Origin of the sequence: Ancylobacter sp., assembly GCF_965249975.1 — a bacterium.
Taxonomy (GTDB): domain Bacteria; phylum Pseudomonadota; class Alphaproteobacteria; order Rhizobiales; family Xanthobacteraceae; genus Ancylobacter.
In genome coordinates, this window is the sequence record NZ_CBDFNE010000018.1 from 932,583 (window position 1) to 959,021 (window position 26,439).

Below are 26,439 nucleotides of genomic sequence, written 5' to 3' on the forward strand. Positions count from 1 at the left end.
CCGCTACTCCGGGAACTTGGACACGATCATGAACATGAACGTGCCGGCGAGAAGGGTGACGAGGGAATAGGTGTAGAGCACCAGCGCGAAGGGCTGGAACAGCATGAGAAAGCCGAGAGCGATGATGGTGACGGCAACCGCCTCCATCGGCCCGCGCCGCAGGAAGAAGGGGCGGCGGGGCCTCACTGGCGAGGTTTTTTGGGGGGCGAGGACGGGATCGCTCATTTGCGCACCGCGCCGAAAGTGATGCCGCGAAGCAGCTGCTTGCGCAGCAGAATGGTGAAGACGAGGATCGGCACCAGGAAGATGGTGGTGCCCGCCGCCACCGCCGGCCAGTCCTGCCCGCCCTCGCCGATGATGGTGGGGATGAAGGGCGGCGCGGTCTGGGCGCTGCCGGAGGTGAGCAGCGAGGCGAAGGCGTATTCGTTCCAGGCGAAGATCAGGCAGAAGATCGCGGTAGCGGCGATGCCGGTGGTCGCCTGCGGCAGCACCACCTTGCGGAACGCCTGCAGCCGCGAATAGCCGTCGATCATCGCCGCCTCTTCATACTCGCGCGGGATCTCGTCGATGAAGCCCTTGAGCAGCCACACGGCCAGCGAGACATTCACCGCCGTGTAGAGCAGCATCATCCCCAGTGCGGTGTCGGAAAGGCCGAGCTGCCGGTACATGAGGTAGATCGGGATCGCGACCGCGATGGGCGGCATCATCCGGGTGGAAAGGATGAAGAACAGCAGATCATCCGCCAGCGGCACCTTGAAGCGCGAGAAACCATAGGCCGCCAGCGTGCCGAGCCCGACCGCCAGGAAGGTGGAACCGAAGGCGATGATCAGCGAATTGGTGAAGCGCGGCAGGAAGTTGGACGGACCGGCGATCACCATGTTGCGCTCGCGCGTGACCGCGTCGCACAGGTTCTCCGGCGGCGGAAGGGACGCGATGTACTCCGGGGTCTGCCGCGTGCGCGTGGTGAAGAGGTTGCAGTAGCCTTCCAGCGACGGCGTGAACAGGATTTTCGGCGGATAGGAAATCGAGTCCGGCGGCGACTTGATCGAGGTGAGGAAAATCCACACCAGCGGAATCATGGTGATGACCGCGTAGAGGATCACCAGCGTCGCGGCGATGCGCTTGGAACGGGCGCTCGGCTCGACGACCGAATGGGCGGTGTTTGCCGAGCTCATCGCTGTTTCACCCTGTTGAGCGCCTTGACGTAGATGTTGGCGAGGCCGAACACCGCGACGAAGAGAACGATGGCAAAGGCCGACGAGCGCCCGGTCGCCCACGCCTCGAAGGCGTCGCGCTTCAGCGCGATGGAGGCGACCTCGGTGGTCGAGCCCGGCCCACCGCCAGTCAGCAGGTTGACCATGTCGAACATCTTGAAGTTCTCGATGCCACGGAACAGCACCGCCAGCATGATGAAGGGCAGCGCCATCGGCACGGTGATCGACCAGAACTGCCGCCAGTTCGACGCGCGATCGACTTCCGCCGCTTCATAGATGTAGTCGGGAATGGAGCGCAGCCCGGCGAGGCAGATCAGCATCACATAGGGCGTCCACATCCAGGTATCGACGATGATGATCGCCCAGGGCGCCAGGTTGACGCTGCCGAGCATCTGGATCTCCGAGGTGGGGATGCCGGTGAGGAACGAAACGGCATAGGCGAACAGGCCGATCTGCGGCTCATAGAGGAACCGCCAGAAATTGCCGACCACGGCGGGCGACAGCATCATTGGAATAAGGATGAGCGTCGTCCAGAAGGCGTGGCCACGGAACTTGCGGTCGATGAGATAGGCCAGCGCGAAGCCGATCACCGTCTGGAGAAGGATGGTCCAGAACACGAAATGCGCCGTGGTCTGCATCGAGGCCCAGATATCGGGGTCGTTCAGCACGCGCGAATAATTGCCGAGGCCGACATTCTTGACCTCCGCATTGGGGCGGTTGGCGCGGTAGTTGGTGAAGGAGAGGTAGATCGCCCAGAACAGCGGGAAGATGTTGATCGCGAGCAGCAGCGCGATGGTGGGCGCGATGAACAGCCAGGCAATGGCCTTGTCCGAAAGCGCCCGTACCCGCCTCACGAGAGGTTCCGGGGTTGCCCGCACCGCCGCTTCGGCGGCCTTGTCGGCATAGGTGTGTGGGGATGTCGTCACGCGCGCCCTCGCTGGCGTCGGCGGAAAAGGGGCGATCCGGTGGGTCTCGGGATGAGCCGGATCGCCCGCGGGAGGAAGCGGAGCCTACTCCCTCTCCCCGCCGGGGAGAGGATGGGGCGAGGGGCGTGGGGCGCTCAACGCGCGCATCACCCCTCACCGACCCGCTTGGCGGGCCCCTCTCCCGGACGGGAGAGGATCAGATGGTCGCGTTCTCAGATCTTGCCGTCTTCCTTGAAGATCTCGGTCCAGTCCTTTTCGAGACCGTCGAGAGCCTCCTTTGCCGTGCCCTTGCCGGCGACGACATAGTCATGCACCCGCTTCTGCATCGCCTGCAGCAGTTCGGCGTAAGACGGCTCGGCCCAGAAATCCTTCACGATCGCCATCGATTCCAGGAAGGCGGGCGCATAGGGCTGGCTGGTCTTGAAGTCGGGAGCGTCGACCACCGCCTTCAGGCAGGAATAGCCCCCGAGTTGCCACCACTTGGCCTGCACCTGCGGCTGGGCGAACCATTTGATGTACTGAAGGGCGGCGTCGCGCTTGTCCGAGTAGGACACCACCGAGATGCCCTGCCCGCCCAGCTGGGCATAATGATACTTCTGCGCCGGGTTGGGGAAGAAGCCGATGCGGTCGCCACCGACCTTCTCGTCCTTGTAGAGGCCGGGCCAGGTGAAGGCGAAGTTCATCTGCATCGCCACCTGCCCGGATTTGAAGGCGTCGGCCGATTCCACCATGTAGACGTTGGACGCGCCGGGCGGGGTGCAGCAATCGTAAAGCGCCTTGTAGAATTCGAGGCCCTTGATGGCATCAGGCGAGTTCACATAGCCCTGCATGTCATAGGGCTTCTTGGGGTTGTCATACATGAAGCCCCAATCATACAGGACGTTGGTCACGCCCATCGTGATGCCTTCCGAACCACGCTCGGTGTAGATCGAGGCACCATAGACGGTCTTGCCGTCGATCTGCCGCTTCTGGAAGAACTCGGCGATCTGCTTGAGCTGGTCATAGGTCTTCGGCGCGTCGAGGTCCCAGCCGTACTTCGCCTTGAATTCCTTCTGAATCTCCGGACGCGTGAACCAGTCCTTGCGGTAGGTCCAGCCCACCACGTCGCCCATCGCCGGCAGGGCCCAGTAGTTCGGCGTGTTCTTCGGCCATTCGGAATAGCCGACGACGGTCGCGGGAACGAAGTCATCCATCTTGATGCCTTCCTTCGCGAAGAAGTCGTTCAGCTTCACATAATGCCCGTTCTCCGCCGCGCCGCCGACCCACTGGCTGTCGCCGATGATGAGGTCGCACAGCTTGCCGCGCGAATTCAGTTCATTGAGGAAGCGGTCGGCATAGCTGGTCCAGGGAACGAACTCGAACTTCATGTCGATGCCGGTCTTGGTGGTGAAGTCCTTGGACAGCTCCACCAGCGCATTGGCCGGGTCCCAGGCCGCCCAGCACAGCGTGAGCTGCTCGGCCTTCGCCGCCTGCGGCACGGACATCAGCGCGCAAACGGCCGTCGCCCCAAGAAGGGGTATCCACTGCTTCAGCATGCTCTCCTCCCAGAGAACGAGGGGCTTTTTGCCCCTTTCATGGCTCACCGTGGCGCAAGGCGCGCCGGAACGATTTAGCTTTGTGTTTAGTTATGCGCCGATCGCTCAACATGACAAGAGCAAATCGTTGCTGCAGCGCAGCGGTGCCGGAAGACCGCACAGCCGATGTCGCCGACGCGGCGTGGCCGCGCTTACGATGGCGGAACGGCGCTCCCACAGGCCGGCAGACGCCTCACGGCAGGGCCATCACGCCGCCGCCGGTGCGCAGCGTCGCCGGAGTCGACAAGCGGTGCGGCTGGCATGCCAGCGGGATGCCACGGAATTGCTGCAATGCACCCATTCGAAGGTTCGCTTCTTTCGATTTGACGCTATTGCGACCAAAAACACTTTCGTATAGCGTCGATATGAAGATAAAAACGAAAGCGCTACTGACCTAAAGCAGCGCACCGGGAGACACGCCTTTGAACGCTCGCACTCGGGACAAGATTTACGACCTTGCGATCATTGGCGGGGGCGTGAATGGCTGCGGCATCGCCCGCGACGCCGCCGGGCGCGGCGTCTCCGTCGTCCTGCTGGAACAGGGCGACTTCGCCGGCGCGACCTCTTCAGCTTCCACCAAGCTGATCCATGGTGGGCTGCGCTATCTCGAACACTACGAGTTCCGGCTGGTGCATGAGGCGCTGGCCGAACGCGAGGTGCTGTGGGCGATTGCCCCGCACATCATCTGGCCGCTGCGCTTCGTGCTTCCGCACCACGCCGGCCTGCGCCCCGCCTGGCTGCTCCGGCTTGGACTGTTCCTCTACGACCATCTCGGCGGGCGCAAGCTTCTGCCGGCCACGCGCTCGCTCGATCTGGCGCGCGACCCTGCCGGCCGGCCGCTGCGCGAGGGCTATCGCCGCGCCTTCGAGTATTCCGACTGCTGGGTGGAGGATAGCCGACTGGTGGTGCTGAACGCACTCGACGCGGCCGAGCGCGGCGCCGACATACGCCGGAGCACCCGCGTCGTCTCCGCCAGCCGCGAGCCGGATTTCTGGCGCATCGAGTTCGAGGAAGGCGGCACACGCCAGGTGGTCAATGCGCGCGCGCTGGTCAATGCCGCCGGCCCCTGGGTGCATGACGTGCTGGCGCATGTGCTGCGTGCCAATTCGCCCGCCAATGTCCGCCTCGTGCAGGGCAGCCACATCGTCGTGCCCCGGCTCTACGACCATGACCGGGCCTACATTTTCCAGAATGCGGACGGCCGTATCATCTTCGCCATCCCCTATGAGCAGGACTTCACCCTCATCGGCACCACCGACCGCGATTTCGGCAGCACGCCGAGCCGGCCGGTCGCCAGCGAGGAGGAGATCGCCTATCTCTGCGCCGCTGCGAGCGAGTATTTCAGCCGCCCCGTGACGCCTGGCGACGTGGTCTGGACCTATTCCGGCGTCCGGCCGCTTTATGACGACGGCGCGTCCAAGGCACAGGAAGCCACGCGCGATTATGTGCTGGAACTGGACGATCAGGACGGGCGGGTGCCGGTTCTGTCCGTCTTCGGCGGCAAGATCACCACCTATCGCCGCCTCGCCGAGCACGCCATCGAAAAGCTGATCCCCTATCTGCCGGGTGCCTCCAAGACCTCCTGGACCGGCACCGCGCCGCTGCCGGGCGGGGATTTCGGCGTGCATGACCAACCGCGCGTCGTCGTCCAGTTGATGCGCGCGCATCCCTGGCTCGATGAACGCCTCGCCCGCCGGCTGGTCGTCGCCTATGGTACGCGCGCCATGCGCATCCTCGACGGCACGCGGTCGGCTGGCGATCTCGGGCGCGTGTTCGGCGCCAACCTGACCGAGGCAGAGGTGCGCTACCTGATGCGGGAGGAGTGGGCACGTACCGCCGAGGATGTGCTATGGCGGCGTTCAAAGCTGGGTCTGCGCTTCTCCGCTGAGGAGACGGCCGCGCTCGATGCTTTCATGGCCGAATGCGCAGTGTCCGGCGCGGCGCCGGCCTCGCTGCGGGGGGTTGCGCAATGACACTCGAACTCGCCCACGTCTCGCGCAGCGTGCGCGGCGTTCCCTTCATTCGCGACGTGTCGCTGCGGCTGGAGCGCGGCAGCCTGAACGTGCTGCTCGGAGCCACGCTCGCGGGCAAGACCAGCCTCATGCGGCTGATGGCCGGCCTCGACGCCCCGACCTCCGGCCGCGTGCTGGTGGACGGACGCGACGTGACGGGGCTGTCGGTGAAGAAGCGCAGCGTCGCCATGGTCTACCAGCAGTTCATCAATTATCCCGCGCTCACCGTCTATGAGAACATCGCCTCGCCGCTGCGGGTGGCCGGTCTGCCGCGCGCGGAGATCGAGGAGCGGGTGATCTCCGCCGCGAAGCTGCTGAAGCTCGACCCCTATCTCCAGCGCACGCCGCTGGCGCTGTCGGGCGGCCAGCAGCAGCGCACCGCCATCGCACGGGCGCTGGTGAAGCGCGCCGATCTCGTGCTGCTCGACGAGCCGCTGGCCAATCTCGACTACAAGCTGCGCGAAGAACTGCGCGAGGAACTGCCGCGCATCTTCGCCTCGACCGGCGCGGTGTTTGTCTATGCCACCACCGAGCCGACCGAGGCGCTGCTGCTCGGCGGGCATACCGCCACGCTGCTGGAAGGCGCGATGACCCAGTTCGGCCCCACCGCCGAGGTCTATCGCCGGCCCGCCAATCTCGCCACGGCTCGCGTCTTTTCCGATCCGCCGCTCAACGCGCTGCGCGTGACCAAGCAGGGGCACACGGTGCTGATGGAGAACGGCACCGTACTGCCGGCGCATGGGCCGCTGGCGCAGATCCCGAACGGCGCCTACACGATCGGCGTGCGCGCCCACCATCTCGAAGTGGAAGATGTTGCCACGGCCGAGCGTATCGCCGGCGATGGCCTCATCCGGCTCGGCGCCACCATCGCGGTGACCGAGGTTACCGGCTCGGAGAGCTTCCTGCACATGGATATGGGCGCGGAACGGCTCACCGCGCTGGTTCCCGGCGTGCGGCGCCTCGAACCCGACGCGCCGGTGGAAGTGCTGATCGACCCCCGCCACATCCTGCTGTTCGACGCCGAGGGCCGGAGCGTCGCGCCCGTCCGCGATGCGGCGGCGGCCTGAGGGAGAGCACCATGGCCAGCATCACCCTCGACGGTCTCGCCCATGCCTACCGGCCCGACCCGCGCGGCCCGCAGGACTACGCGCTGAAAGAGATCAACCATGTCTGGCGGCAGGGCGGCGCCTATGCGCTGCTGGGACCGTCGGGCTGCGGCAAGACCACGCTACTGAACATCATTTCGGGCCTCGTCATCCCGACACGCGGGCGCATCCTGTTCGACGATCGCGATGTGACGCGGCTGCCGACCGAGGCGCGCAACATCGCCCAGGTTTTCCAGTTCCCCGTCGTTTACGACACGATGACGGTGCGCGAGAACCTCGCCTTCCCGCTGAAGAACCGCAAGATGCCGCGCGAGGCCATCGCCCGCCGCGTCGAGGAGATCGCCAGCCGGCTCGACATGAGCTCGGTGCTCGACCGCAAGGCTTCCAACCTCACCGCCGACGCCAAGCAGAAGATCTCGCTCGGCCGCGGGCTGGTGCGCGAGGATGTCGCCGCCATCCTGTTCGACGAGCCGCTCACCGTCATCGACCCGCATCTCAAATGGCAGTTGCGCTCGTCGCTGAAGGAACTCCACCGCGCGCTCGACCTGACCATGATCTATGTGACGCATGACCAGACCGAGGCGCTGACCTTCGCCGACACCGTCGTCGTCATGCATGACGGCGCGGTGGTGCAGACCGGCACGCCGGAAGAGCTGTTCGAGCGCCCTGCGCACACCTTCGTCGGCCATTTCATCGGCTCGCCGGGCATGAATGTGCTGCCGGCAAAGGTCGAGGGGCGCACCGCCCATGTGGGTGGCGTCGCCATCGCGCTGGAGCGGGCCTATCCCGCCCTGCCGGCGGGGGAACGGATCGAACTCGGCGTGCGGCCGGAATTCGCCACGCTGGCGAAGCCGGGCCACGGCCTGCCCGTGAAGGTGACGCGTATCGAGGATATCGGGCGCGCCCGCATCGCCCGCATCGAGATATCAGGCAACCCGGCGGCGGCCATGGTCCCGGAGGAGTTGTCGCTCGACGGCGATAGCGCCGGCCTGACGCTCGATCCCCGGCAGATCCACATCTACGCCAATGGCGTGCTGGTGCCCGGCGCGCCTGCCGGCCGCGAGGAAGCCCTGTGATGGACAAGCCCGTCAACAACCGCGCCTGGCTGCTGGTCGCCCCCGTTTTCCTCATCGTCGCCTTCTCGGCCATCCTGCCGATCATGACGGTGGTGAACTATTCGGTGCAGGACACCTTCGGCAACAACCAGTTCTTCTGGAACGGCCTTGGCTGGTTCCAGGAACTGCTGGATCCCTCGACCGAGTTCGGTGGGCGATTCCTCGATGCGCTGGTGCGGAACCTACTGTTCTCGGCCATCATCCTTGCCATCGAGGTGCCTCTCGGCATCCTCGTCGCACTGTCCATGCCGCGTGAAGGCTGGAAGGTGGCCGCCACGCTCGTCATCATGGCGCTGCCGCTGCTGATCCCGTGGAACGTGGTCGGCACCATCTGGCAGGTCTTCGCGCGCGGCGATATCGGCCTTGCGGGCTGGGCGATCAACGCGCTCGGCATTGAGTACAACTACACGGGCGACCCGCTCGCGGCCTGGATCACCATCGTGGTGATGGATGTGTGGCACTGGACGAGCCTGGTCGCGCTCCTGTGCTATGCCGGTCTCAAGTCGATCCCCGACGCCTATTACCAGGCCGCACGGATCGACGGCGCCTCGCGCTGGGCGATCTTCACCACCATCCAATTGCCGAAGATGAAGCGGGTGCTGCTGATCGCGGTTCTGCTGCGCTTCATGGACAGCTTCATGATCTACACCGAGCCCTTCGTGCTCACCGGCGGCGGGCCTGGCAACGCCACCACCTTCCTGTCCATCGACCTCGTGAAGATCGCTCTCGGCCAGTTCGATCTCGGCAAGGCGGCGGCCATGAGCCTCGTCTACAACCTCATCGTGCTCGCCCTGTGCTGGGTCTTCTACACCGTGATGACGCATGCCGGGACCGAGCGCCGGCAGGAGGAGAACCCGGCATGAGCGCCTCGTCCCACGCCTCCTCGCGCGGCAGTACCCTGGTCATGGCGCTGTATCTCGCCTTCCTGATCCTGCCGATCTACTGGCTCGTGAATATGAGCCTGAAGACGAATTTCGAGATCAATTCCGGCGTCACCCTGTGGCCGAATGACATTACATTCGAGCACTATATCAAGATCTTCACCGATTCGAGCTGGTACTCCGGCTACATCAACTCGCTGACCTATGTGGCGCTGAATACGGTGATCTCGATCACGCTGGCGCTACCGGCCGCCTATGCCTTCTCGCGTTACAGCTTCGTGGGCGAGAAGCACCTTTTCTTCTGGCTGCTGTCGAACCGCATGGCCCCGCCAGCCGTGTTCGCCCTGCCCTTCTTCAATCTCTATTCGGCCATCGGCCTGTTCGACACGCCCTGGGCCGTGGCGCTGGCGCACTGCCTGTTCAATGTGCCACTCGCCGTGTGGATTCTCGAAGGTTTCATGTCCGGCGTGCCGCGCGAGATCGACGAGACGGCGGCCATCGACGGCTATTCCTTCCCGCGCTTCTTCGTGAAGATCTTCATGCCGCTGATCGCGAGCGGCATCGGCGTCGCGGCCTTCTTCTGCTTCATGTTCTCCTGGGTGGAACTGCTGCTGGCGCGCACGCTGACCGCCACCAACGCCAAGCCGATCGCGGTGACGATGACCCGCACGGTCTCGGCCGCCGGCATGGATTGGGGCCTGCTCGCCGCCGCCGGCGTGCTCACCATCATCCCCGGCGCGCTCGTCATCTGGTTCGTGCGCAACTACATCGCCAAGGGCTTCGCCCTCGGGCGGGTGTGAGGAAGGACGGCATGGAAAACGCTTCGTCGCCCTTCATGGAACGGCTCGCCGAGAACACGGCCTGGATGGCGTGGACCTGGCCGACGGCGGCCTTCTTCGCCAGCATCGCCGCCCTGCTCGCCATCTTCACCGTGCTGGCGCTGTGGCGGCCGGAGCGCGCCCGGGTCGGCGTGCTCGGCATTCCCACCACGCGCGGCGACCGGCTGTTCATCACGCTGCTCGGCAGCGCCTTCATCAACCTCGCCTGGCTCGCCCTGGTGGGACCTAATCTCGGTTGGGCGCTCGCGCTCTGCCTTGTCTACGCGCTGGCGGTGTTCCGCCTCGTGTGAAGTCGCCTAAGCGGCAGAAAGCCGCGTGATTTCTGGGAATGAACGGGAGGAAAGACCCATGTTGCCGACAATGAGCCGAGGCCGGCTTCTGCTGGCCGCCAGCGCCATGGCGCTGATCGCCTTCGCCGCGCCCGTGCGCGCGGACGAGGCCGCCGCCAAGAAGTGGATCGACAGCGAATTCCAGCCCTCCACGCTCTCCAAGGACGAGCAGATGAAGGAGATGGAATGGTTCATCAAGGCTGCCGAACCGTTCAAGGGCATGGAGATCAACGTCGTCTCCGAAACCATCACCACCCATGAATATGAGGCGAAGGTTCTCGCCAAGGCCTTCTCCGAGATCACCGGGATCAAGCTCACCCACGACCTCATCCAGGAAGGTGACGTGGTCGAGAAGATCCAGACCCAGATGCAGTCGGGCAAGAACATCTACGATGCGTGGGTGAACGATTCCGACCTCATCGGCACGCATTTCCGCTACAAGCAGGCCATTCCGCTGAGCGACTGGATCGTCGGCGAGGGCAAGGACGTTACCTCTCCGACCCTCGACCTGCCGGACTTCATCGGCATCTCCTTCACCACTGCGCCAGATGGCAAGCTCTACCAGCTTCCCGACCAGCAGTTCGCCAACCTTTACTGGTTCCGCTACGACTGGTTCACCAATCCGGACATCAAGGCCAAGTTCAAGGCGAAGTTCGGTTACGATCTCGGTGTACCGCTGAACTGGTCGGCCTATGAGGACATCGCCGACTTCTTCACCAACGACGTGAAGGAGATCAACGGCGTCAAGGTCTATGGCAACATGGACTACGGCAAGAAGGATCCCTCGCTCGGCTGGCGCTTCACCGATGCGTGGCTCTCCATGGCCGGCAACGGCGATCGCGGCCTGCCCAATGGCAAGCCGGTCGACGAATGGGGCATCCGCATGGAAGGCTGCCGCCCCACCGGCTCGACGGTCGAGCGCGGCGGCGACACCAACGGCCCGGCCGCCGTCTACTCCATCACCAAGTATATCGAGTGGCTGAAGAAGTACACGCCGCCGCAGGCGCTCGGCATGACCTTCTCCGAAGCCGGCCCGGTGCCGGCCCAGGGCAACATCGCCCAGCAGATGTTCTGGTACACCGCCTTCACCGCCGACATGGTGAAGGAAGGCCTGCCGGTCATGAACGCCGACGGCACGCCGAAGTGGCGCATGGCCCCGAGCCCCAAGGGCGCCTACTGGAAGGACGGCATGAAGCTCGGCTATCAGGACGTCGGCTCCTGGACCCTGCTGAAGTCGACCCCGGTCGACCGCCGCAAGGCCGCCTGGCTCTACGCCCAGTTCGTCACCTCCAAGACCGTCTCGCTGAAGAAGAGCCATGTCGGCCTCACCTTCATCCGCGAAAGCGACATCTGGGACAAGAGCTTCACCGAGCGCGCGCCCAAGCTCGGCGGCCTGATCGAGTTCTACCGCTCGCCGGCCCGCGTGCAGTGGTCGCCCACAGGCGCGAACGTGCCGGACTACCCGAAGCTCGCCCAGCTGTGGTGGCAGAACATCGGTGACGCCTCTTCCGGCGCCAAGACCCCGCAAGAAGCGATGACCGCCCTTGCCGAAGCCCAGGAATCGGTGATGGCGCGCCTCGAAAAGTCCGGCGTGCAGGGCGAATGCGGCCCGAAGCTGAACGAGAAGCACCCGATGGAATACTGGGTGAAGCTCGCCAAGGAATCCGGCAACCTCGCCCCGCAGCCCAAGCTCGCGAATGAGAAGCCGCAGGGCGAGACCATCGACTACGACACGCTGATCAACTCCTGGCCGGCCACCCCGCCGAAGAAGAACTGACGCGGGTCCATCGATCCAATGCCGGAGCACCCGAAAGGGTGCCCGGCCCCTGCGTCCCGGACGCCCCCGCCGTCCGGGACGTTGTCTCGCCCGCTGTCCGTCGCGGACGGCAGGACGCCCGACATAGACCACGTTCCGCAGAGGTGGCACCTTGCACGCGCCGCCCTCGCCGGGATGACGCCTTTTCGCGGAGCGCCTCGTGACCCATCTTCTCGCCATCGACCAGGGGACGACCTCCTCGCGTGCCATCCTGTTCCGGCCGGACACCTCCATCGCGGCACAGGCGCAGCAGGAATTCCCGCAGCATTTCCCCGCTTCCGGCTGGGTCGAACATGAGGCGGAGGATCTGTGGCAGACGACGCTCGCCACCTGCCGCGCGGTGATGGAACAGGCTGGCCTCACCGCCGCCGACATCGCCGCCATCGGCATCACCAATCAGCGCGAGACCACCATCGTGTGGGATCGCAAGACCGGCGCGGCCATCCATCGCGCCATCGTCTGGCAGGACCGCCGCACCGCCGAACTCTGCGCGAAACTGAAGGCGGAAGGGCATGAGGCACTGGTGCGCGAGCGCACCGGGCTGATCCTCGATCCCTATTTCTCCGGCACCAAGATCGGCTGGATTCTCGACCATGTCCCCGGCGCACGCGCCCGCGCCGAGCGCGGAGAGCTCGCCTTCGGCACGGTGGACAGCTGGCTGCTGTGGAAACTCACGGACGGTGCGGTGCATGCCACCGACGCCACCAATGCCGCCCGCACCTTGCTGTTCAACATCCATAACGGCACCTGGGACGATGATCTGCTCGCCCTTCTGCGCGTGCCGCGCTCGATGTTGCCGCAGGTGAAGGACTGCGCCGCCGATTTCGGCACCACGGCTCCTCGCTTGCTCGGCGGGGCCATCGCCATTGGCGGCATCGCCGGCGACCAGCAGGCCGCGACGGTCGGCCAGGCCTGCTTCCAGCCAGGCATGATCAAATCAACCTACGGCACCGGCTGCTTCGCCCTGCTCAATACAGGGGCGACCGCCGTCGTCTCGGAGAACCGGCTGCTCACCACCATCGCCTATCAGCTCCGCGGGAAGCGGACCTATGCGCTGGAAGGGTCAATCTTCGTCGCCGGCGCGGCGGTGCAGTGGCTGCGCGACGGGCTCGGCATCATCAAGAACTCGGCGGAGAGCGAAGCGCTCGCCGATGCCGCCGATCCGGCCCAGCAGGTCTATCTCGTGCCGGCCTTTGTTGGCCTCGGCGCGCCGCATTGGAACCCAGATGTCCGCGGGGCGATGTTCGGCCTCACCCGCAATTCCGGGCCCGCCGAATTCTGCCTCGCGGCACTGGAAAGCGTCTGCTACCAGACCGCCGACCTGATCGAGGCGATGAATGCCGACTGGGCGCGCTCCGGCGCCACGGGCCATCGCACGCCGGTGCTGCGTGTCGATGGCGGGATGGTGGCCTCCAACTTCGCTATGCAGCGCCTGGCCGATCTCCTCGCCGCGCCGGTCGACCGGCCGGTGATCCGCGAAACGACGGCACTCGGCGCCGCCTATCTCGCCGGGCACCAGGCCGGCATCATGCCGGCGCCGGGGCGCTTCGCCGATTCCTGGCGGCTCGACCACCGCTTCGATCCGGTCATGCCGGCCGAGACGCGCGAGTCCAAGCTCGCCGGCTGGCGCGATGCCGTGCGCCGCCTCACCCTGCCCTGAGGCGGCACACCTTTCAAGTCATTGTTATCACTCAGTATCTCTTCACGAAGAGGCCGCGCCTGGTATAGACGGCGGCGGCCTCTTCGATAAGGGCGGCGACGCGGGTGGCGCCGTAGTCGCGGCGCAGAAGCGCCGCCCGGTCGAGAAGCTGCTGGGCATCACGGGCGCGGCCGGGGCGCAGCAGCTCATAGGTGTCGAGGATGAGGTCCTGTGGCACGCGTACCAGATCGGCGGCGCGCTCGAAATTCTCCGCCAGCGTCGCGCGCCCCGCCGCCCGGGCGATATTCGCCTGCAATATCAAGGCCTCCGGGGTGATGGCGATGTCCTCATTGCCGACCTCGCCAGAAAGAACCGCGTCCAGGGTGAGGGCGGACAGCGGCTTGCCGGTGGGGGTCGCCACCCGTTCCGGGGCCTTTTCGGCGACGGGGTAGAGGTCGAGATCGCTCATGGGTTTCGCGCTCATTGGGCAGCCTCCGTCACCGGCCGGGCGGGGCGGTAGGTGAGTTCGATGGGGTGGACAGTGAGATCGATCAGACCGGTCTCGATGGCGTAGAGCAGCGCCACCCGCACATGGAAGCGCGCGCCGAGCGCCTCGCCATGGGTGGGCACCATCACCGGCTCGGGCGCCTCGCCGTAGGTGTGGCGGGCGGCGTTGCGGCCGAGGGCGCGGTAATGTTCCAACCCGGTCAGCGGGGCATTGGAAAACAGTTCGAGATTCATGTGCGGCATGCGGTCGGCCTGGTGCAGCACCGTCGTGCCCTTGGCCTGTATGCCGATACCGAAGCCGGAGCCCGACAGCCTCGCGGCGGCGAGGCCGAGGAAGGAGGTGTCGGCGGTGTGCATCATCCGCACCAGCCGCGCCGTGCCGCCTCCCGCCTCGATGCCGTCGACCAGCGCCGCCACCACGTCGGAGAGCGCATGGCCGGCGGTGGTCTGGTGCAGCTGCCGGGCGAAGGCCGGGCTGACGCCGATCACCACCTCATGCGGATCGCTGCCCTTCGCCGCGACGCCGGCCGGCACCAGCCAGTCCGCCTCGCCCGCCGCCTGGCCCACCGCCTCGCCGACGACATTCTCTGCCGCCAGCACGCGTTCGCGGGTGAGCACGTTGCGGATGCCCTGCACGGCCTGCCAGCGCGGCTCCGGCATGCGGTAGCCGGTGCCGGGGCCGCGATAGTCGTTGGGGTCGTTGATGGCGCTCAGCACCCGCCCGTCGCGCACCAGGGCGGAGGTCTGAAGATAGTCGCCGGAAATGCGCTGGCGCAGCATGAGAAGCAGGTTTTCCGCCTCCTCGGTGTAGCCGCGCCTCCCCAGCGCCCGCACCACATCGAGCGCGGTAATGCCGCGCGCCTTGATGGCGGCGCTGATCGGCGTCACTTCGCCGGCGCTGTAGCTCTGCGTCTCCTCCGAGCCGGAGGCGAACACGACGGACATCATCCGCGCCCGCGGCACGGTGCCGAGGTCGAGCTCCTCCATGACCGCCGCCAGCGCTTCCACCGCCCGCACGCGCAGGCCCAGCACCTGGTCCTCCTCCACCGGGGTGAGGCCGCCATCGGTCTGGAAATCGCGCTGGAGCAGCAGATAGTCCTCGATTTCCTCGCCATTGAACAGCGAGGGGTTGAACGAATTGTCGTATTTCTTGATCGAGCCGAAGCCGGAACAGATGAGGTCGGAGCCGGCCAGCAGATAGGGCGTGATCTTGGCGCCGACGCGGATTTCCGACTCGCTGGTACGGCAATCATTGCCGGAGGCGCATTCAAGCCCGAGCCAGACGGCGATGAGATTTTCCGCCATCAATTCGCGCACGCCGCCGGCCATGGAGGCGGTGAGCGGGGCGCCGTCAATGCCGCCATTCTGCGTGCCCTGCACGCCCATCGCCCGCTGCAGGCACAGGCAGCGCGCTTCGAGATAAAGCAGCGAGCGCTGCTCGTGAAAGCCCATCAGAAGTTCCGCCGCCGCGCCGGAGGTGCAGCGCGCCTTGATGCCGCGCGAGGCATAGGCGGCGGTCAGCAACGCCTTTGACCACGGCGTGTCGTCGCCATCGATGAAGGCGCGCTCGGTGCCGTAGACGGACACCGTCTCGGCATAGGAGGCGAGCCCGGCGAGGCCGATCTGCAGCTCCTCCGCCTCCTCGATGGAGCACTGGAACAGCACCCCGCCGCGCCCCACCGCCGCCCCCACCGTACAGGCCAGTGCATTGGCCCAGCTATTGGAGGAGACGCGCATCGTGGTCTCGATCTCGTCGAAACCCAGCGCCACCGCGACGGCGGCATCGGCGGCGAGCTGCAGCGGGTCGTCCTTGGCGTTGGTCACATGGGCCTGATTGCCGGGGGTCTGGCGCTGGCGCATCTTGGAATAGGCGAAGGCGATTTCCAGCGCGGACAAACGGCCGACGACTTCCGCGAGGCGCGCCGGGGTCAGCCCCCGCGCCAGCGCCTCAAGCTCCTGTCGCGGCACATTGATATCCACCAGCCTGCGGGCGATCTCGCCCGGGTCCATCGCCATCGCCGTCTCGGCCATGACGGGGTCGATGTGATGGGCGGCGATGAAGGCGTCCAGAATGTCGAAATCGGCTTCCGCCTTGCCATCCATGACCGTCACCCGGCCGCCCTCGACGCTGAGCGAGGGCGCGGGGTCATAGGGGCTGCGAAACACGGAGAAGCCGGCTTCCGGGTTTTCCGCCGCGAACAGGTCATAACGCAGCGGGCGCTCGTCCCATTCCGCGAAGCGGCGCCAGCGATTGGAGCTTTGGGGTTCAGCTTTCGGCGGCATATCGGTCATGCTCAGACCTCCCTCATGGCCCGTAACAGGACCAGCGTCAGGATGGTGACGACGATGAGCAGGATAAAGGAGAAGACGGCCGCCTGTCCGATGTCGAGAAAGCGGAATCCGCGGCGATCGACATAAAAGGAGATGGTCTGCGTCGCCTTGCCCGGGAACGCCTGTCGATCAAGGTCTCAACGCTTCAAGGGGAGCGCGCCAATCGGCGCCGCACGCGCTCAATGCAGCCGCACGGTCCGGCAATAGAGCGGCGGCTCGACCTTCACCTGGTTGACGATGGTGAACCCGCCGGCGAGGCGGCCGACCGCATCCTCGATGCTGATCTGCAGGCCGCGCGTCGGCACGCGCCCGGTCAGGGTGATGATGCGCTTGTCGCGGCAGATGCCGACTTCGACCTCGGCATCGCTCAGAATGCGCTCCACGGCGTCGCGCAGGCGGCGGTTAAGCTCGGCATCCGGCATGGCACCCTCCCACGTCGACCACAGGCGGACGTGAACGGGAAAAGATCAGCACAGCGGCGCGCGCGGCGCCTTGATCTGCCGCAACCGGCCCGGCTTCAACCCGCCGCGACGGTGGTCTGGCGCTGCTCGCCGAGCCCGGTGATGGACAGATGCATCGTCTGGCCGGGGGCGAGGTAGACCGGCGGCTTCATGCCGAGGCCGACGCCCGGCGGCGTGCCGGTGGAGATGATGTCGCCCGGCTGCAGGCTCATGAACTGGCTGACATAGGACACCACCGTCGGCACATCGAAGATCATGGTGCGGGTGGAGCCGGTCTGCCGGCGCACCCCATCCACCTCCAGCCACATGTCGAGCGCCTGCGGATCGGGAATCTCGTCCGTGGTCACCAGCCAGGGACCGATGGGGCCGAAGGTGTCGCAGCCCTTGCCCTTGTCCCAGGTGCCGCCGCGCTCCAGCTGGAAGGAGCGCTCGGACACGTCATTGACGATGCAATAGCCCGCGACATGGTCATAGGCGTCCTCGACAGCCACATATTTAGCCGGCTTGCCGATGACGATGCCCAGCTCGATTTCCCAATCGGTCTTGGTGGCGCCGCGCGGAATCTCCACCGCGTCGTTCGGCCCGACAATGCAGCTGGTGGGCTTGAGGAAGATCACCGGCTCGGCGGGGATCGGCATCCCGGCCTCTTCGGCATGGTCGAGATAATTGAGACCGATGCAGACGAACTTGCCGACCGCCCCGACGCACGGCCCGAGGCGTGGGGCGCCTTCGACCACGGGGAGCTCCGACGTGTCGAGGTCGCGCAGCCGGGCGAGACTTTCCGGCACCAGCACTTTGCCCTCGATATCGGCCACCAGCGTGGAGAGATCGCGCAGCACGCCATCCGCGTCGATCAGGCCGGGGCGCTCGCGCCCGCTCTCGCCATAGCGCACCAGCTTCATCGGCCCGTCTCCCTGTGCCCGTCACCGCCGGTGCTGCAAAGCCCGGCGCCGCCTAGAGGTAGCGGCAAAGCGCGGCGGCGTCGAGGCGCGCGGCGGCCGGCGGGCGCTTGTCAAACCCCGCGCTCGCCCCTATCGCTCGCGCCGAGGCGGCGGGCGCGAACCGCCCCGGAGGAACCCCATGGCGCATGTGCTGGTGATCGGAAGCGTCAATGTCGATCGCCTCTGGCGCCTCACCGCCCCGCTGCGCGCCGGCGAGCGGCTGACGCGGGGCGAGATCACGCTGCGCTGTGGTGGCGGCGGCTTCAACACCGGCGCGGCGCTGCGCGCGCTCGGCCACCGCGTGACGCTGGTGGCGACGCTCTCCACCGATGCCGCCGGCCGCGCGTGCCGGAGCCAGTTGGAAGCGATGGGGTTCGATCTGCGCTATCTGCGCGACACCGACGCGCCCACCGTCCCGCTCGATATTCTCATCGGGCCGGAGGGCGAACGCACCATCATCGCGCCGGCCAGCACGGAGGCGCGCCGGCTCACAAGCCTGCCCGCGCTTGAGGCCGACCTCGCCTATGTCAATCTCCGCCGTGCCGTGCCGGGACTGCTGGAGTCGCTGGCCGCGCGCCTGCCGGTGGTGGCGCAGGTGCCGCTGGAGCGCACGGAAAGCCGGCCGGCTCAGGTGCTCATCGCCTCCAGCGCCGACCATGCGCTGTTCACCGGCGCGGATGCCTTTCAACAGGCGCGGGCGATCGGCGGCGACCACCTCCGGTCGCTGGTGGTGACGCAGGGCGCGGGGCCGGTGCTGCTGTGCGAGGCGGAGCGGCGCACGACGCTCCCGGTGCCTGCGCTGGCCGCGCCCGCTGAGACGACCGGGGCGGGCGACGCCTTCGCCGCCGGCTTCATCGATGGCTGGCTCGCCGGTTCGCCGGGGGCGGCCGCGGCGCGGCGGGGCATCGAGATCGCCGGACGGGTCTTGGCCGGCGCGCCCGGCTTCCAGCGCCCGCCGCCGCTGCCGCTCGCCACGGTGCTCGCCGCGACCGACTGACCCGCATCAAGGCGAACGGCCCCTCCCGTGCTAGGCTGGTGCAACCGGTCGGCGGTGCCGACACCGGTGATGGAGGACGCCATGCCCGATGCGCCGTTCCCCGACCCGCTCGCCTTCGCCCGGGCGACGCAGCGCGCGGCGCAGGAGAGCTGGCGCGCGGCACAGGCCCGCACGCTCGACCTGCTCGGCTACGGCCTCGCCGAGCACCCCTATGAGATCGTGGCGGAGACCCCGCTCTGGCGGCTGCGGCACTACACCAGCGACACCGCACCCCAAGGCCCGCCGGCGCTGATGGTGCCCGCGCCGATCAAGCGCGCCTATGTCTGGGACCTCGCGCCGCAGATGAGCGTCGTCGGCACGGGCCTCGCCCATGGGCTCGACGTACATCTCGTGGAATGGCGACCGCCCGTGGCCGGCGGGGCGCCGCACGGGCTGGAAGACTATGCCCGCGCCGTGCGGGCGGCGGCGGAAGCGGTGGCGGCGCGCGGCGCGGGGGCGCCGGTGGTGCTCGGCCATTCGCTTGGCGGCACGCTGGCGGCACTGGCGGCGGCGCTGGAACCGGCGCAGTTCCGCGCGCTGGTGCTGCTCGCCGCGCCGCTGAGCTTCGCGCCGGGCTCCAGCGCCTTTCGCGACGCGGTGGCAGCGCGGGAGGACCGCACGCCGGAAGACGGCCTTGTGCCCGGGGCGCAGCTGGGGCAGGCCTGCGCCCTGCTCGCGCCCGGCACCTTTGTCTGGCACCGCTGGCTGGATGGGGCGCTGAGCCTCGGCGATCCGGCGGCGCTCGCCCTGCATCTGCGCCTCACCCGCTGGGCGCTCGACGAGGTGCCGCTGGCCGGCAAGCTCGTGCATGAATTGGTCGAATGGCTCTACCGTGAGGACCGCTTCACCGCCGGGCGGCTGGAGATGGGCGGCCGGGTCATCGGCCCGCAGACGCTGCGCCTGCCGGCGCTGGCGGCGGTGAGCCGAGCCGACGAAATCGGCCCGCGCGCGGCGGTGGCACCGTTTTTCGCCCGTATGGCGGCGGGCAGCACGGAGATCATCGAGCACCCGGCCGAGATCGGCGTCGGGTTGCAGCACCTCGCCATTCTCGCCGGGCGGCAGGCGCACCGGCAGGTGTGGCCGCTCATCGCGGCCTGGATCGCCGCCCGCGCCTGAGCGCCGTCAGCGGGCGGGAAGCTTCAGCCCGCCCTCAACAAGCTGGGTCCAGATGTCTTCCGCCGTGTCGGCAAAGCGCAGGCTCGCCACTTCCGCCGCGCTCACCATGCCCTCGTCGATCAGCACCTGGAAATTGACCACGGAGCGCCAATAGGCTTCGTCGAACAGGACCACCGTCACGGCCGGGGCCTTGCCGGTGATCTGCAGATTGAGGATCTCGAACAGCTCGTCCAGCGTGCCGAAGCCGCCGGGAAACACCACCAGCGCATTGGCGCGCATGGCGAGGTGCATCTTGCGCATGGCGAAATAGTGGAAGCGGAAGGTGAGCTGCGGCGTGGTGTACGGGTTCGGCACCTGCTCATGCGGCAGGGAGATGTTGAAGCCGATGCTCGGCGCCGCCACCTCATAGGCACCGCGATTGGCGGCTTCCATGATTCCCGGCCCACCGCCGGTGGCGATGACATTGTCGCGGTAGCCGCCTTCCGCCACATCGAGCGCGCCGCCGCGCTGGGAGGCGAGGCGGCCGAAGGCGCGCGCCTGCTCATAGAGGAAGGGCTGGCGGCCCGGCCCGTCCGCGCGCACGCGGGCGGAGCCGAACACGACGAGGGTGGAGCGGATGCGCCAGCGCCGCAGCTCTTCCTCCGGCTTGGCATATTCCAGCAGGAAGCGCACGCCGCGCATGGAATCACCGAGGATGAAATCCTGATCCAGAGCCGCGAGGCGGTAGCTGTGCGGGGTGGTGTCGTCCGTCATCGGGTCATGCCCGCGCGGCCGGCCGCGCGGCTCCTCATTCCTGCGGGCTGGCGTTCTCAGGCGTCCTCGGGGAAGTTCGCGTCGAGCTCGTCGAGCCAGAGCTGCGCGCTGGCATCGGACGGCGCGCGCCAGTCGCCGCGCGGCGAGAGCGAGCCGCCCGAGCTGATCTTCGGCCCGTTCGGCAGGGCCGAGCGCTTGAACTGGTTGGCGAAGAAGCGCTTGAGGAACAGGCGCAGCCAGTGGCGGATCTCGGCCCGGCAATAGGCGCGCCGGTCCTCCGCCGGCACATTTGCCGGCCAGGCGCCGCGTGCGGCATCGCCCCAGGCATGCAAGGCGAGATAGGCGATGCGCGAGGGGCGGAAGCCGTAGCGGGTGAGGTAGTAGAGGTTGAAGTCCTGCAAGGCGTAGGGCCCGACCACCTGCTGCGTCGACTGGATGGTGGCGCCCGCTTCCGCCGGCACCAGCTCCGGCGAGATTTCGGTGGCGAGCACCGCTTCCAGCGCCCGCGCGGTTGCCGCCGACACGTCGCCCGAGGCGGCGACGAAACGGATGAGGTGCTGGATCAGCGTCTTCGGCACCGAGGCGTTGACGTTGTAATGGGACATGTGGTCGCCGACGCCATAGGTGCACCAGCCGAGCCCCAGCTCCGAGAGGTCGCCGGTGCCGACCACCAGCCCGCCCTGCTGGTTGGCGAGGCGGAACAAATAGTCGGTGCGCAGCCCCGCCTGCACATTCTCGAAGGTCACGTCATAAACCGGCTCGCCCCCGGCGAAGGGGTGGCCGAGATCGGCCAGCATCTGCCGTGCCGCCGGGCGGATGTCGATCTCGCCGCCGGTGACGCCAAGCGTCTCGATCAGCGCCTGCGCATTGGCGCGGGTGGCATCCGACGTGGCGAAGCCCGGCAGCGTATAGGCGAGAATGTCGCTGCGCGGCCGGCCGAGCCGGTCCATCGCTCGCACCGCCACCAGCAGCGCCTGCGTCGAATCGAGCCCGCCGGAGACGCCGATCACCGCGCGGCGGACGCCTGACGAGGCGAGGCGCTGGGCGAGGCCCTGCACCTGGATGTTGTAGGCCTCGTAGCAATCCTCGGCGAGGCGTTCCGGGTCATCAGGCACATAGGGGAAGCGCTCGAAGATCCGCTGCAGCGGCGCCGGGGCCGGCGGGGTTTCGAGCGCGAAGCCGATGCGGCGGAAATCCGCTGCGCCCTCCTCGCGCATGTTCTCGCCGAACGTGTTCATGCGCAGGCGCTCCTGGCGCAGGCGCTCGAGATCGACATCGGCGGCGAGCAGCGTCGGCCCTTCGGGAAAGCGCTCGCTCTCGCCGAGGCAGTCGCCATTCTCGAAGATCGCCGCCTGCCCGTCCCAGGCGAGGTCGGTGGTGGATTCGCCCGGCCCGGCGGCGGAATAGGCATAGGCGGCGAGGCAGCGGGCGGAATGGCCAGCGCAGAGCAGCCGGCGGTGGCGCGCCTTGCCGATGGTGATGTTGCTGGCGGACAGGTTGAGCAGCACTTCCGCCCCCGCCAGCGCGCCGTGCGTGGAGGGCGGCAGCGGCACCCACAGATCCTCGCAGATCTCGACATGGAAGGTGAAGGGCACCGCGCCGCCGGAGCGGAACAGCAGGTCGGTGCCGAAGGGCACCTCCATTCCCGCCACCGCGATGCTGCCCGTCGTGCCGAGGCCGGGGGCGAAGTGCCGGCGCTCGTAGAATTCGCGGTAGTTCGGCGGGTAGCACTTCGGCACCACGCCGAGGATCGCGCCGCGATGGATCACCACCGCCGTGTTGAACAGCTGGCCCTCGCGACGCAGCGGCGCGCCGACCACCAGCACCGGAAACAGATCGCGCGAGGCGGCCACCATCTCGGCGATCGCCGCCTCCACCCGGTCGAGCAGCGCGTCCTGAAACAGCAGGTCGTCAATGGCGTAGGAGGACAGGCCGAGTTCGGGGTAGAGCAGCACGCCGATGCCGCGCGCCTGCGCGTCGCGCGCCAGAGCGAGATGTTCGGCGAGGGCGAAACCGACATCCGCCACCCGCCCGCGCGGCACGGCGGTGCCGAGGCGCAGGAAGCCGTGGCGGTAGAGACAGTGCGAATCGGCCATTACGCCCTCACCAATGCAATGATCCGCTGATATTTAACGTCTCATGCGCTGTGAACCAGCAAAAGCCGCACGGCGACGCCCGCCACACAACCCGACGTGCCCTCCGCGCGGCGGTGCCACCGCATGGCGCGGCGTGGGCGGGTGGGCGGCCGTGATGCTCGCCACGCTTTGCGCCCTCGCGCCGGCAGCCCGCGCCGATGTGCCGTCCTCCGTCTCCGCCCGCCTTCTGCGCGCCTGCACGGCGGAAGGGCCGGGCTTCGTCCTCGTCCCGGAAACCGGCACCTGCCTGCGGATCGGCGGCTATCTCTGGGCGCAAACCTATGCCAACAGCTACACCGATTATCCCGGCGCCAATGCTCGCTCCTACTCGGTGTCGACCTTCGGCTTCGTCACCGATGCGCGGAGCCAGACCGATTATGGCCCGCTGCGCTCCTTCACCGATGTGCGCCTGACCTGGCGCACCGCCGACCCCTGGGGGCCGGGGCTGGCTGACGGGTTCGACTTCGAACCCCAAGACATGCGCATCGAATTCGCCGGTTTCACCCTCGGCTATCACCAGTCCTTCTTCGACTTCTACGCCAACGCCAATGTGCTGGGCACCGACCCGGCGACCATCGGCGACCAGACGCATACTCCGGTGCTTGGCTACACCTGGCAGCTGGCGGATGGCTTCTCCGCCCAACTGGCGCTGGAGGGCTCTACCGAGCGCGACAATGGCATCCTGCCCGTGGTGGCGGAGACGGCGACTCTGCTGCCGGATGACCCCACGGCGACTGGCGCCGTACGCGTGCCGGAAATCGTCGCCACCTTCGGCCAGACCGGCGACTGGGGCAATTTCCAGCTTTCCGCCGCGCTGCACCAGATCGCCCAGGCGCCGGTGAGCGAGCGCACCGGCGCCGCCACCAACGACTGGGGCTATGCGCTGCAGGCGGGGGTGATGTTCAACCTGCCGGCGCTGGGCACCGGCGACACGCTCTATCTCCAGGCCGCCTATGCCGACGGGGCGACCTCCTATCTCGGCCTCATCGACCCCAGCGGGCGCCTCAGCGCGCCCGACGCGTTCCAGCGGCTGGACGGCTCATTGCTCAGGGTGCGCGGCTGGAGCGCGGTCGGCCAGTATCTGCACAACTGGAACGACCGGTGGAACTCGGCCTTCTTCGGCGGCTATGGCCGGTTCGATATCGACGACCCGCTGGCGCAGATCACCTATGGCGCGTCAGGCATCGGCAACTGGAACGTCGGCGCCAATATCAGCTGGAGCCCGGTCGGGCCGTTCACCGCCACGCTGCAATATGACTACAATCTCTACCGCGCGGACGGCTTCCGGCCCGCCGCGCAGGGCTTGCCGCTGGCGGACCAGGCCGCCAGCCAGCTGATGCTGATGTTCGCCGCCACCTTTTGAGCGGGGAGCGCCTCAGGCGGCGCCCATCTCGTCCAGCGCCATCGGCGATTCCGGCAGCACCTGGCCGCCATCGATCACCATGCCCTGCCCGGTGATGTAGCCGGCTTCCTCGCTGGCGAAGAACAGCGCCGCATTGGCGATGTCGAACACGCTGCCGAGCTTCTTCATCGGCACGCAGGCGGCGGTGGAGGCGATATAGGCCTCGCCCATGCCTTCCATGCCCTCGGTGAGGATGTTGCCGGGCATGACGGCGTTGACCGTGATGTTCCACGGCGCCAGCTCGATCGCCGCCGTGCGCATGAAGCCCATCTGCCCGGCCTTGGAGGCACCGTAATGGGTCCAGCCGGGGAAGCCGGTGATCGGCCCGGTGATGGAGGAGGTGATGATGATGCGGCCCTTCTTCGCCGCCTTCATCGCCGGCAGCACGGCGGAGACGGAGAGAAAGGTGCCCTTGAGATTGGTGCCCATGACATGGTCGAAATCCTCGCCCGTCATCTCGCCGAGCTTGGCAGCGGGGAAGATGCCGGCATTGGCGCACAGCACGTCAATGGCGCCGTAGCGGTCGAGCGCCGCCGCGGCCATCGCCGCCATGTCCTCGGCCTTGGTCACGTCGGCGGCGAAGCCGGAGGCCTTGGGGCCGATCTCGGCGGCGACCTTCTCGGCCTCGGCGAGCGAACGGCTGACCACCAGCACGTTCAGCCCGGCCTGGCCGAAGCGCAGCGCGAGGCCGCGCCCGATCCCCTTGCTGGCCCCGGTGACGATGACGGTCTTGCCTTCAAGCGAGGTAAACATGATGCGGCGGGTCCCGATGCTTCTCTGGAGTTTGTTATCCGGCAAATGACAATGCCGTCGGCTGGCATGCCTGCAAAACAGGCTGCCCTCCTTTTCATCAGGTTGAGCCGCAAATTTGGTGTTGTAAAGCCCAAATCCAGATGTTTAGGATCACACACAGTCCAACATATCTACCACATCCGCCCAACACGGATGCCGCAAGACGAATGCCGAACGCATGCGCGGCCGCTCGACGTTCCGCGCCAACAATCCAGGGGACTTCGAGATGGCGCCTGTTTCGAGAAGGTCGGTACTCAAAGGCATGGGGGCGGGCTTCGGTGCGCTCGCCGCCGCCGGGCCGCTGTTCAACGCCAACAAGGCGTTCGCGGCGCGGGAGAAGGAGCTGAACATCCTGTGCTGGGAGGGCTACAACTCCGCTCAGGTGCTGGACCCGTTCCGCTCCAAGACCGGGGCGACGGTGAAGGCGGAAAGCCTGACCAACGACCCCACCATGATCAACCGGCTGCGCGCCGGCGAGATCAACACCTGGGACCTGATCAACGTCAACAATCCCTGGGCACGCAAGGTGATGCTGCCCGAAAAGCTGATCAAGCCGCTGCCCAAGGCCGCGTTCGAGCCCTATTTCGACAAGATGCTGCCGATGTTCAAGCCGCCCTATAAATGGGCGATGAGCGCCGATGGCAGCGAACTGATCGGCATGGCCCAGCGCTTCGGGCCCTACAGCTATGTGGTCAACACCGACAAGATCTCACGCAAGACGGCGGAAGATACCGGCTGGGACCTGTTCAACGACCCCGCTCTGGCCGGAAAATACGGCATTCTCGAATCCGACGACTGGAACGTCTTCAACATCTTCATCATCGCCGGCATCGACCCGTTCAAGACCCACACGCCGGACGAGTTCGCCAAGTTCGAGGAAACCGCCAAGCGCGTCTTCAAGGGCGCCAAGCTGATCGGCGACATCGCCTCGATGAACCAGGCCCTGATCTCCGGCGAGATCGACCTGCACATGACCGGCGGCACCTATTCGGTCTCCCCCGCCCGCGCCGACGGCCACCCCAACCTGCGCGGCATCACCCCGCTGAAGGGCCCGCTGCCCGGCGGCAAGGGCGGCATCGCCTGGATCGAGATCACCTCGACGGTGAACAACCCGAACCTGTCGCCGCTGGCGCTCGAGTTCCTGAAATATGTGCAGGCGCCCGATGTCGCCCACACCGTCGCCTTCGCCGAGGGCACGTTCAACCCGGTGGCGCAGATGGGCAACAAAGCCTGCTTCGACCTGTTCACCAAGGACGAGCTCGACGCCATCCAGTGGGACAGCCTGGACGAGGAAATGGCGCGCTCGGTCGAGTACGACATCGTGCCGGATTACGACAAGGCGCTCGACCTGATGAACGCCGCCAAGCGCCTGCGGGGCTAGATCGTTCCGCCGTGAAGGTGGCGCCCTTTCGCGTGCTTCGAGGCGGGGCTTTGCCCCGCACCTTAGCATGACGGGTCGCGATAGACCCTCATCATCCTGAGGTGCCCGGCGCTCAGCGCCGGGCCTCGAAGGA

At 67.0% G+C, this 26,439-nt stretch carries 23 protein-coding genes; 12 read left to right on the forward strand and 11 right to left on the reverse strand.

Translation table 11 applies throughout. The features are described from left to right. Nucleotides 1-3: 3 nt before the first annotated feature. The 4 genes from ACP2AH_RS17220 to ACP2AH_RS17235 all read right to left on the reverse strand — a co-directional run bounded on the left by ACP2AH_RS17220 (nt 4) and on the right by ACP2AH_RS17235 (nt 3,624). Nucleotides 4-225: a hypothetical protein gene (locus tag ACP2AH_RS17220; protein ID WP_425106913.1), complete on the reverse strand. Its 222-nt coding sequence runs from the start codon at nt 223-225 to the stop codon at nt 4-6. Further along, nucleotides 222-1,175, reverse strand: coding sequence for a carbohydrate ABC transporter permease (locus tag ACP2AH_RS17225; protein ID WP_421698756.1), 954 nt, complete (start codon nt 1,173-1,175; stop codon nt 222-224). Before ACP2AH_RS17225 ends, ACP2AH_RS17220 begins: the two co-directional genes overlap by 4 nt. Next, complete coding sequence (locus ACP2AH_RS17230) at nt 1,172-2,140, reverse strand: carbohydrate ABC transporter permease (protein WP_371348550.1); 969 nt, start codon at nt 2,138-2,140, stop codon at nt 1,172-1,174. The genes ACP2AH_RS17225 and ACP2AH_RS17230 overlap by 4 nt, the downstream gene beginning before the upstream one ends. Before the next feature lie 212 nt (nt 2,141-2,352). Then, complete coding sequence (locus ACP2AH_RS17235) at nt 2,353-3,624, reverse strand: ABC transporter substrate-binding protein (RefSeq protein ID WP_425107064.1); 1,272 nt, start codon at nt 3,622-3,624, stop codon at nt 2,353-2,355. 512 nt (nt 3,625-4,136) lie between these two features. Between ACP2AH_RS17235 and glpD the strand changes: the two genes are divergently transcribed. From glpD to glpK, 8 genes are all read left to right on the forward strand, one after another. Next, nucleotides 4,137-5,687 carry a glycerol-3-phosphate dehydrogenase gene (gene glpD / locus ACP2AH_RS17240; protein ID WP_425106914.1) on the forward strand — a complete coding sequence of 517 codons (1,551 nt, stop codon included), beginning with the start codon at nt 4,137-4,139 and terminating at the stop codon, nt 5,685-5,687. Beyond that, on the forward strand, nt 5,684-6,793 hold the full coding sequence (locus ACP2AH_RS17245) for an ABC transporter ATP-binding protein (RefSeq protein WP_425106915.1): 1,110 nt from the start codon (nt 5,684-5,686) through the stop codon (nt 6,791-6,793). The genes glpD and ACP2AH_RS17245 overlap by 4 nt, the downstream gene beginning before the upstream one ends. A gap of 11 nt (nt 6,794-6,804) precedes the next feature. Next, on the forward strand, nt 6,805-7,908 hold the full coding sequence (locus ACP2AH_RS17250; protein ID WP_425106916.1) for an ABC transporter ATP-binding protein: 1,104 nt from the start codon (nt 6,805-6,807) through the stop codon (nt 7,906-7,908). Further along, nucleotides 7,908-8,810 carry a carbohydrate ABC transporter permease gene (locus tag ACP2AH_RS17255; RefSeq protein WP_421698760.1) on the forward strand — a complete coding sequence of 301 codons (903 nt, stop codon included), beginning with the start codon at nt 7,908-7,910 and terminating at the stop codon, nt 8,808-8,810. The genes ACP2AH_RS17250 and ACP2AH_RS17255 overlap by 1 nt, the downstream gene beginning before the upstream one ends. After that, the gene (locus ACP2AH_RS17260; protein WP_425106917.1) at nt 8,807-9,628 is read left to right on the forward strand and encodes a carbohydrate ABC transporter permease; all 822 of its coding nucleotides are present in this window, start codon (nt 8,807-8,809) and stop codon (nt 9,626-9,628) included. Before ACP2AH_RS17255 ends, ACP2AH_RS17260 begins: the two co-directional genes overlap by 4 nt. A gap of 11 nt (nt 9,629-9,639) precedes the next feature. Beyond that, entirely contained in the window at nt 9,640-9,957 is a 318-nt protein-coding gene (locus tag ACP2AH_RS17265) for a DUF2160 domain-containing protein (protein ID WP_425106918.1), read from the forward strand. Between the two features lie 58 nt (nt 9,958-10,015). Beyond that, nucleotides 10,016-11,773: an ABC transporter substrate-binding protein gene (locus tag ACP2AH_RS17270; RefSeq protein WP_425106919.1), complete on the forward strand. Its 1,758-nt coding sequence runs from the start codon at nt 10,016-10,018 to the stop codon at nt 11,771-11,773. Between the two features lie 199 nt (nt 11,774-11,972). Continuing rightward, nucleotides 11,973-13,472 carry a glycerol kinase GlpK gene (gene glpK / locus ACP2AH_RS17275; RefSeq protein WP_425106920.1) on the forward strand — a complete coding sequence of 500 codons (1,500 nt, stop codon included), beginning with the start codon at nt 11,973-11,975 and terminating at the stop codon, nt 13,470-13,472. A 31-nt stretch (nt 13,473-13,503) separates the two neighbouring features. Here glpK and ACP2AH_RS17280 read toward each other — a convergent pair whose 3' ends face one another. The 4 genes from ACP2AH_RS17280 to ACP2AH_RS17295 all read right to left on the reverse strand — a co-directional run bounded on the left by ACP2AH_RS17280 (nt 13,504) and on the right by ACP2AH_RS17295 (nt 17,652). Then, nucleotides 13,504-13,935, reverse strand: a complete 432-nt coding sequence (locus ACP2AH_RS17280) for a diol dehydratase small subunit (protein WP_425106921.1) — start codon at nt 13,933-13,935, stop codon at nt 13,504-13,506. Continuing rightward, nucleotides 13,932-16,250, reverse strand: a complete 2,319-nt coding sequence (locus ACP2AH_RS17285; RefSeq protein ID WP_425106922.1) for a propanediol/glycerol family dehydratase large subunit — start codon at nt 16,248-16,250, stop codon at nt 13,932-13,934. Before ACP2AH_RS17285 ends, ACP2AH_RS17280 begins: the two co-directional genes overlap by 4 nt. 218 nt (nt 16,251-16,468) lie before the next feature. Beyond that, the gene (locus tag ACP2AH_RS17290) at nt 16,469-16,711 is read right to left on the reverse strand and encodes a BON domain-containing protein (protein ID WP_425106923.1); all 243 of its coding nucleotides are present in this window, start codon (nt 16,709-16,711) and stop codon (nt 16,469-16,471) included. Between the two features lie 95 nt (nt 16,712-16,806). Then, nucleotides 16,807-17,652 carry a fumarylacetoacetate hydrolase family protein gene (locus ACP2AH_RS17295; RefSeq protein WP_425106924.1) on the reverse strand — a complete coding sequence of 282 codons (846 nt, stop codon included), beginning with the start codon at nt 17,650-17,652 and terminating at the stop codon, nt 16,807-16,809. A 178-nt stretch (nt 17,653-17,830) separates the two neighbouring features. On the opposite strand from ACP2AH_RS17295, the gene ACP2AH_RS17300 reads away from it, so the two are divergent. Both ACP2AH_RS17300 and ACP2AH_RS17305 read left to right on the forward strand, forming a co-directional pair. After that, on the forward strand, nt 17,831-18,688 hold the full coding sequence (locus ACP2AH_RS17300) for a carbohydrate kinase family protein (protein ID WP_425106925.1): 858 nt from the start codon (nt 17,831-17,833) through the stop codon (nt 18,686-18,688). Nucleotides 18,689-18,769: 81 nt separating this feature from the next. After that, nucleotides 18,770-19,843 carry an alpha/beta fold hydrolase gene (locus ACP2AH_RS17305; RefSeq protein WP_425106926.1) on the forward strand — a complete coding sequence of 358 codons (1,074 nt, stop codon included), beginning with the start codon at nt 18,770-18,772 and terminating at the stop codon, nt 19,841-19,843. Between the two features lie 6 nt (nt 19,844-19,849). Here ACP2AH_RS17305 and ACP2AH_RS17310 read toward each other — a convergent pair whose 3' ends face one another. Both ACP2AH_RS17310 and ACP2AH_RS17315 read right to left on the reverse strand, forming a co-directional pair. Continuing rightward, nucleotides 19,850-20,596: an LOG family protein gene (locus ACP2AH_RS17310; RefSeq protein ID WP_425106927.1), complete on the reverse strand. Its 747-nt coding sequence runs from the start codon at nt 20,594-20,596 to the stop codon at nt 19,850-19,852. A gap of 56 nt (nt 20,597-20,652) precedes the next feature. Further along, nucleotides 20,653-22,692 (reverse strand): NAD(+) synthase, encoded by a 2,040-nt coding sequence (locus ACP2AH_RS17315; protein WP_425106928.1) that lies wholly within the window; start codon nt 22,690-22,692, stop codon nt 20,653-20,655. Between the two features lie 154 nt (nt 22,693-22,846). Between ACP2AH_RS17315 and ACP2AH_RS17320 the strand changes: the two genes are divergently transcribed. Then, on the forward strand, nt 22,847-24,094 hold the full coding sequence (locus ACP2AH_RS17320) for a porin (protein WP_425106929.1): 1,248 nt from the start codon (nt 22,847-22,849) through the stop codon (nt 24,092-24,094). Between the two features lie 12 nt (nt 24,095-24,106). Here the strand turns inward: ACP2AH_RS17320 and fabG are convergent, their stop codons facing one another. Continuing rightward, nucleotides 24,107-24,886: a 3-oxoacyl-ACP reductase FabG gene (gene fabG, locus ACP2AH_RS17325; RefSeq protein WP_425106930.1), complete on the reverse strand. Its 780-nt coding sequence runs from the start codon at nt 24,884-24,886 to the stop codon at nt 24,107-24,109. Nucleotides 24,887-25,151: 265 nt separating this feature from the next. Between fabG and ACP2AH_RS17330 the strand changes: the two genes are divergently transcribed. Continuing rightward, nucleotides 25,152-26,306 (forward strand): ABC transporter substrate-binding protein, encoded by a 1,155-nt coding sequence (locus tag ACP2AH_RS17330; protein WP_425106931.1) that lies wholly within the window; start codon nt 25,152-25,154, stop codon nt 26,304-26,306. Nucleotides 26,307-26,439: the final 133 nt, after the last annotated feature.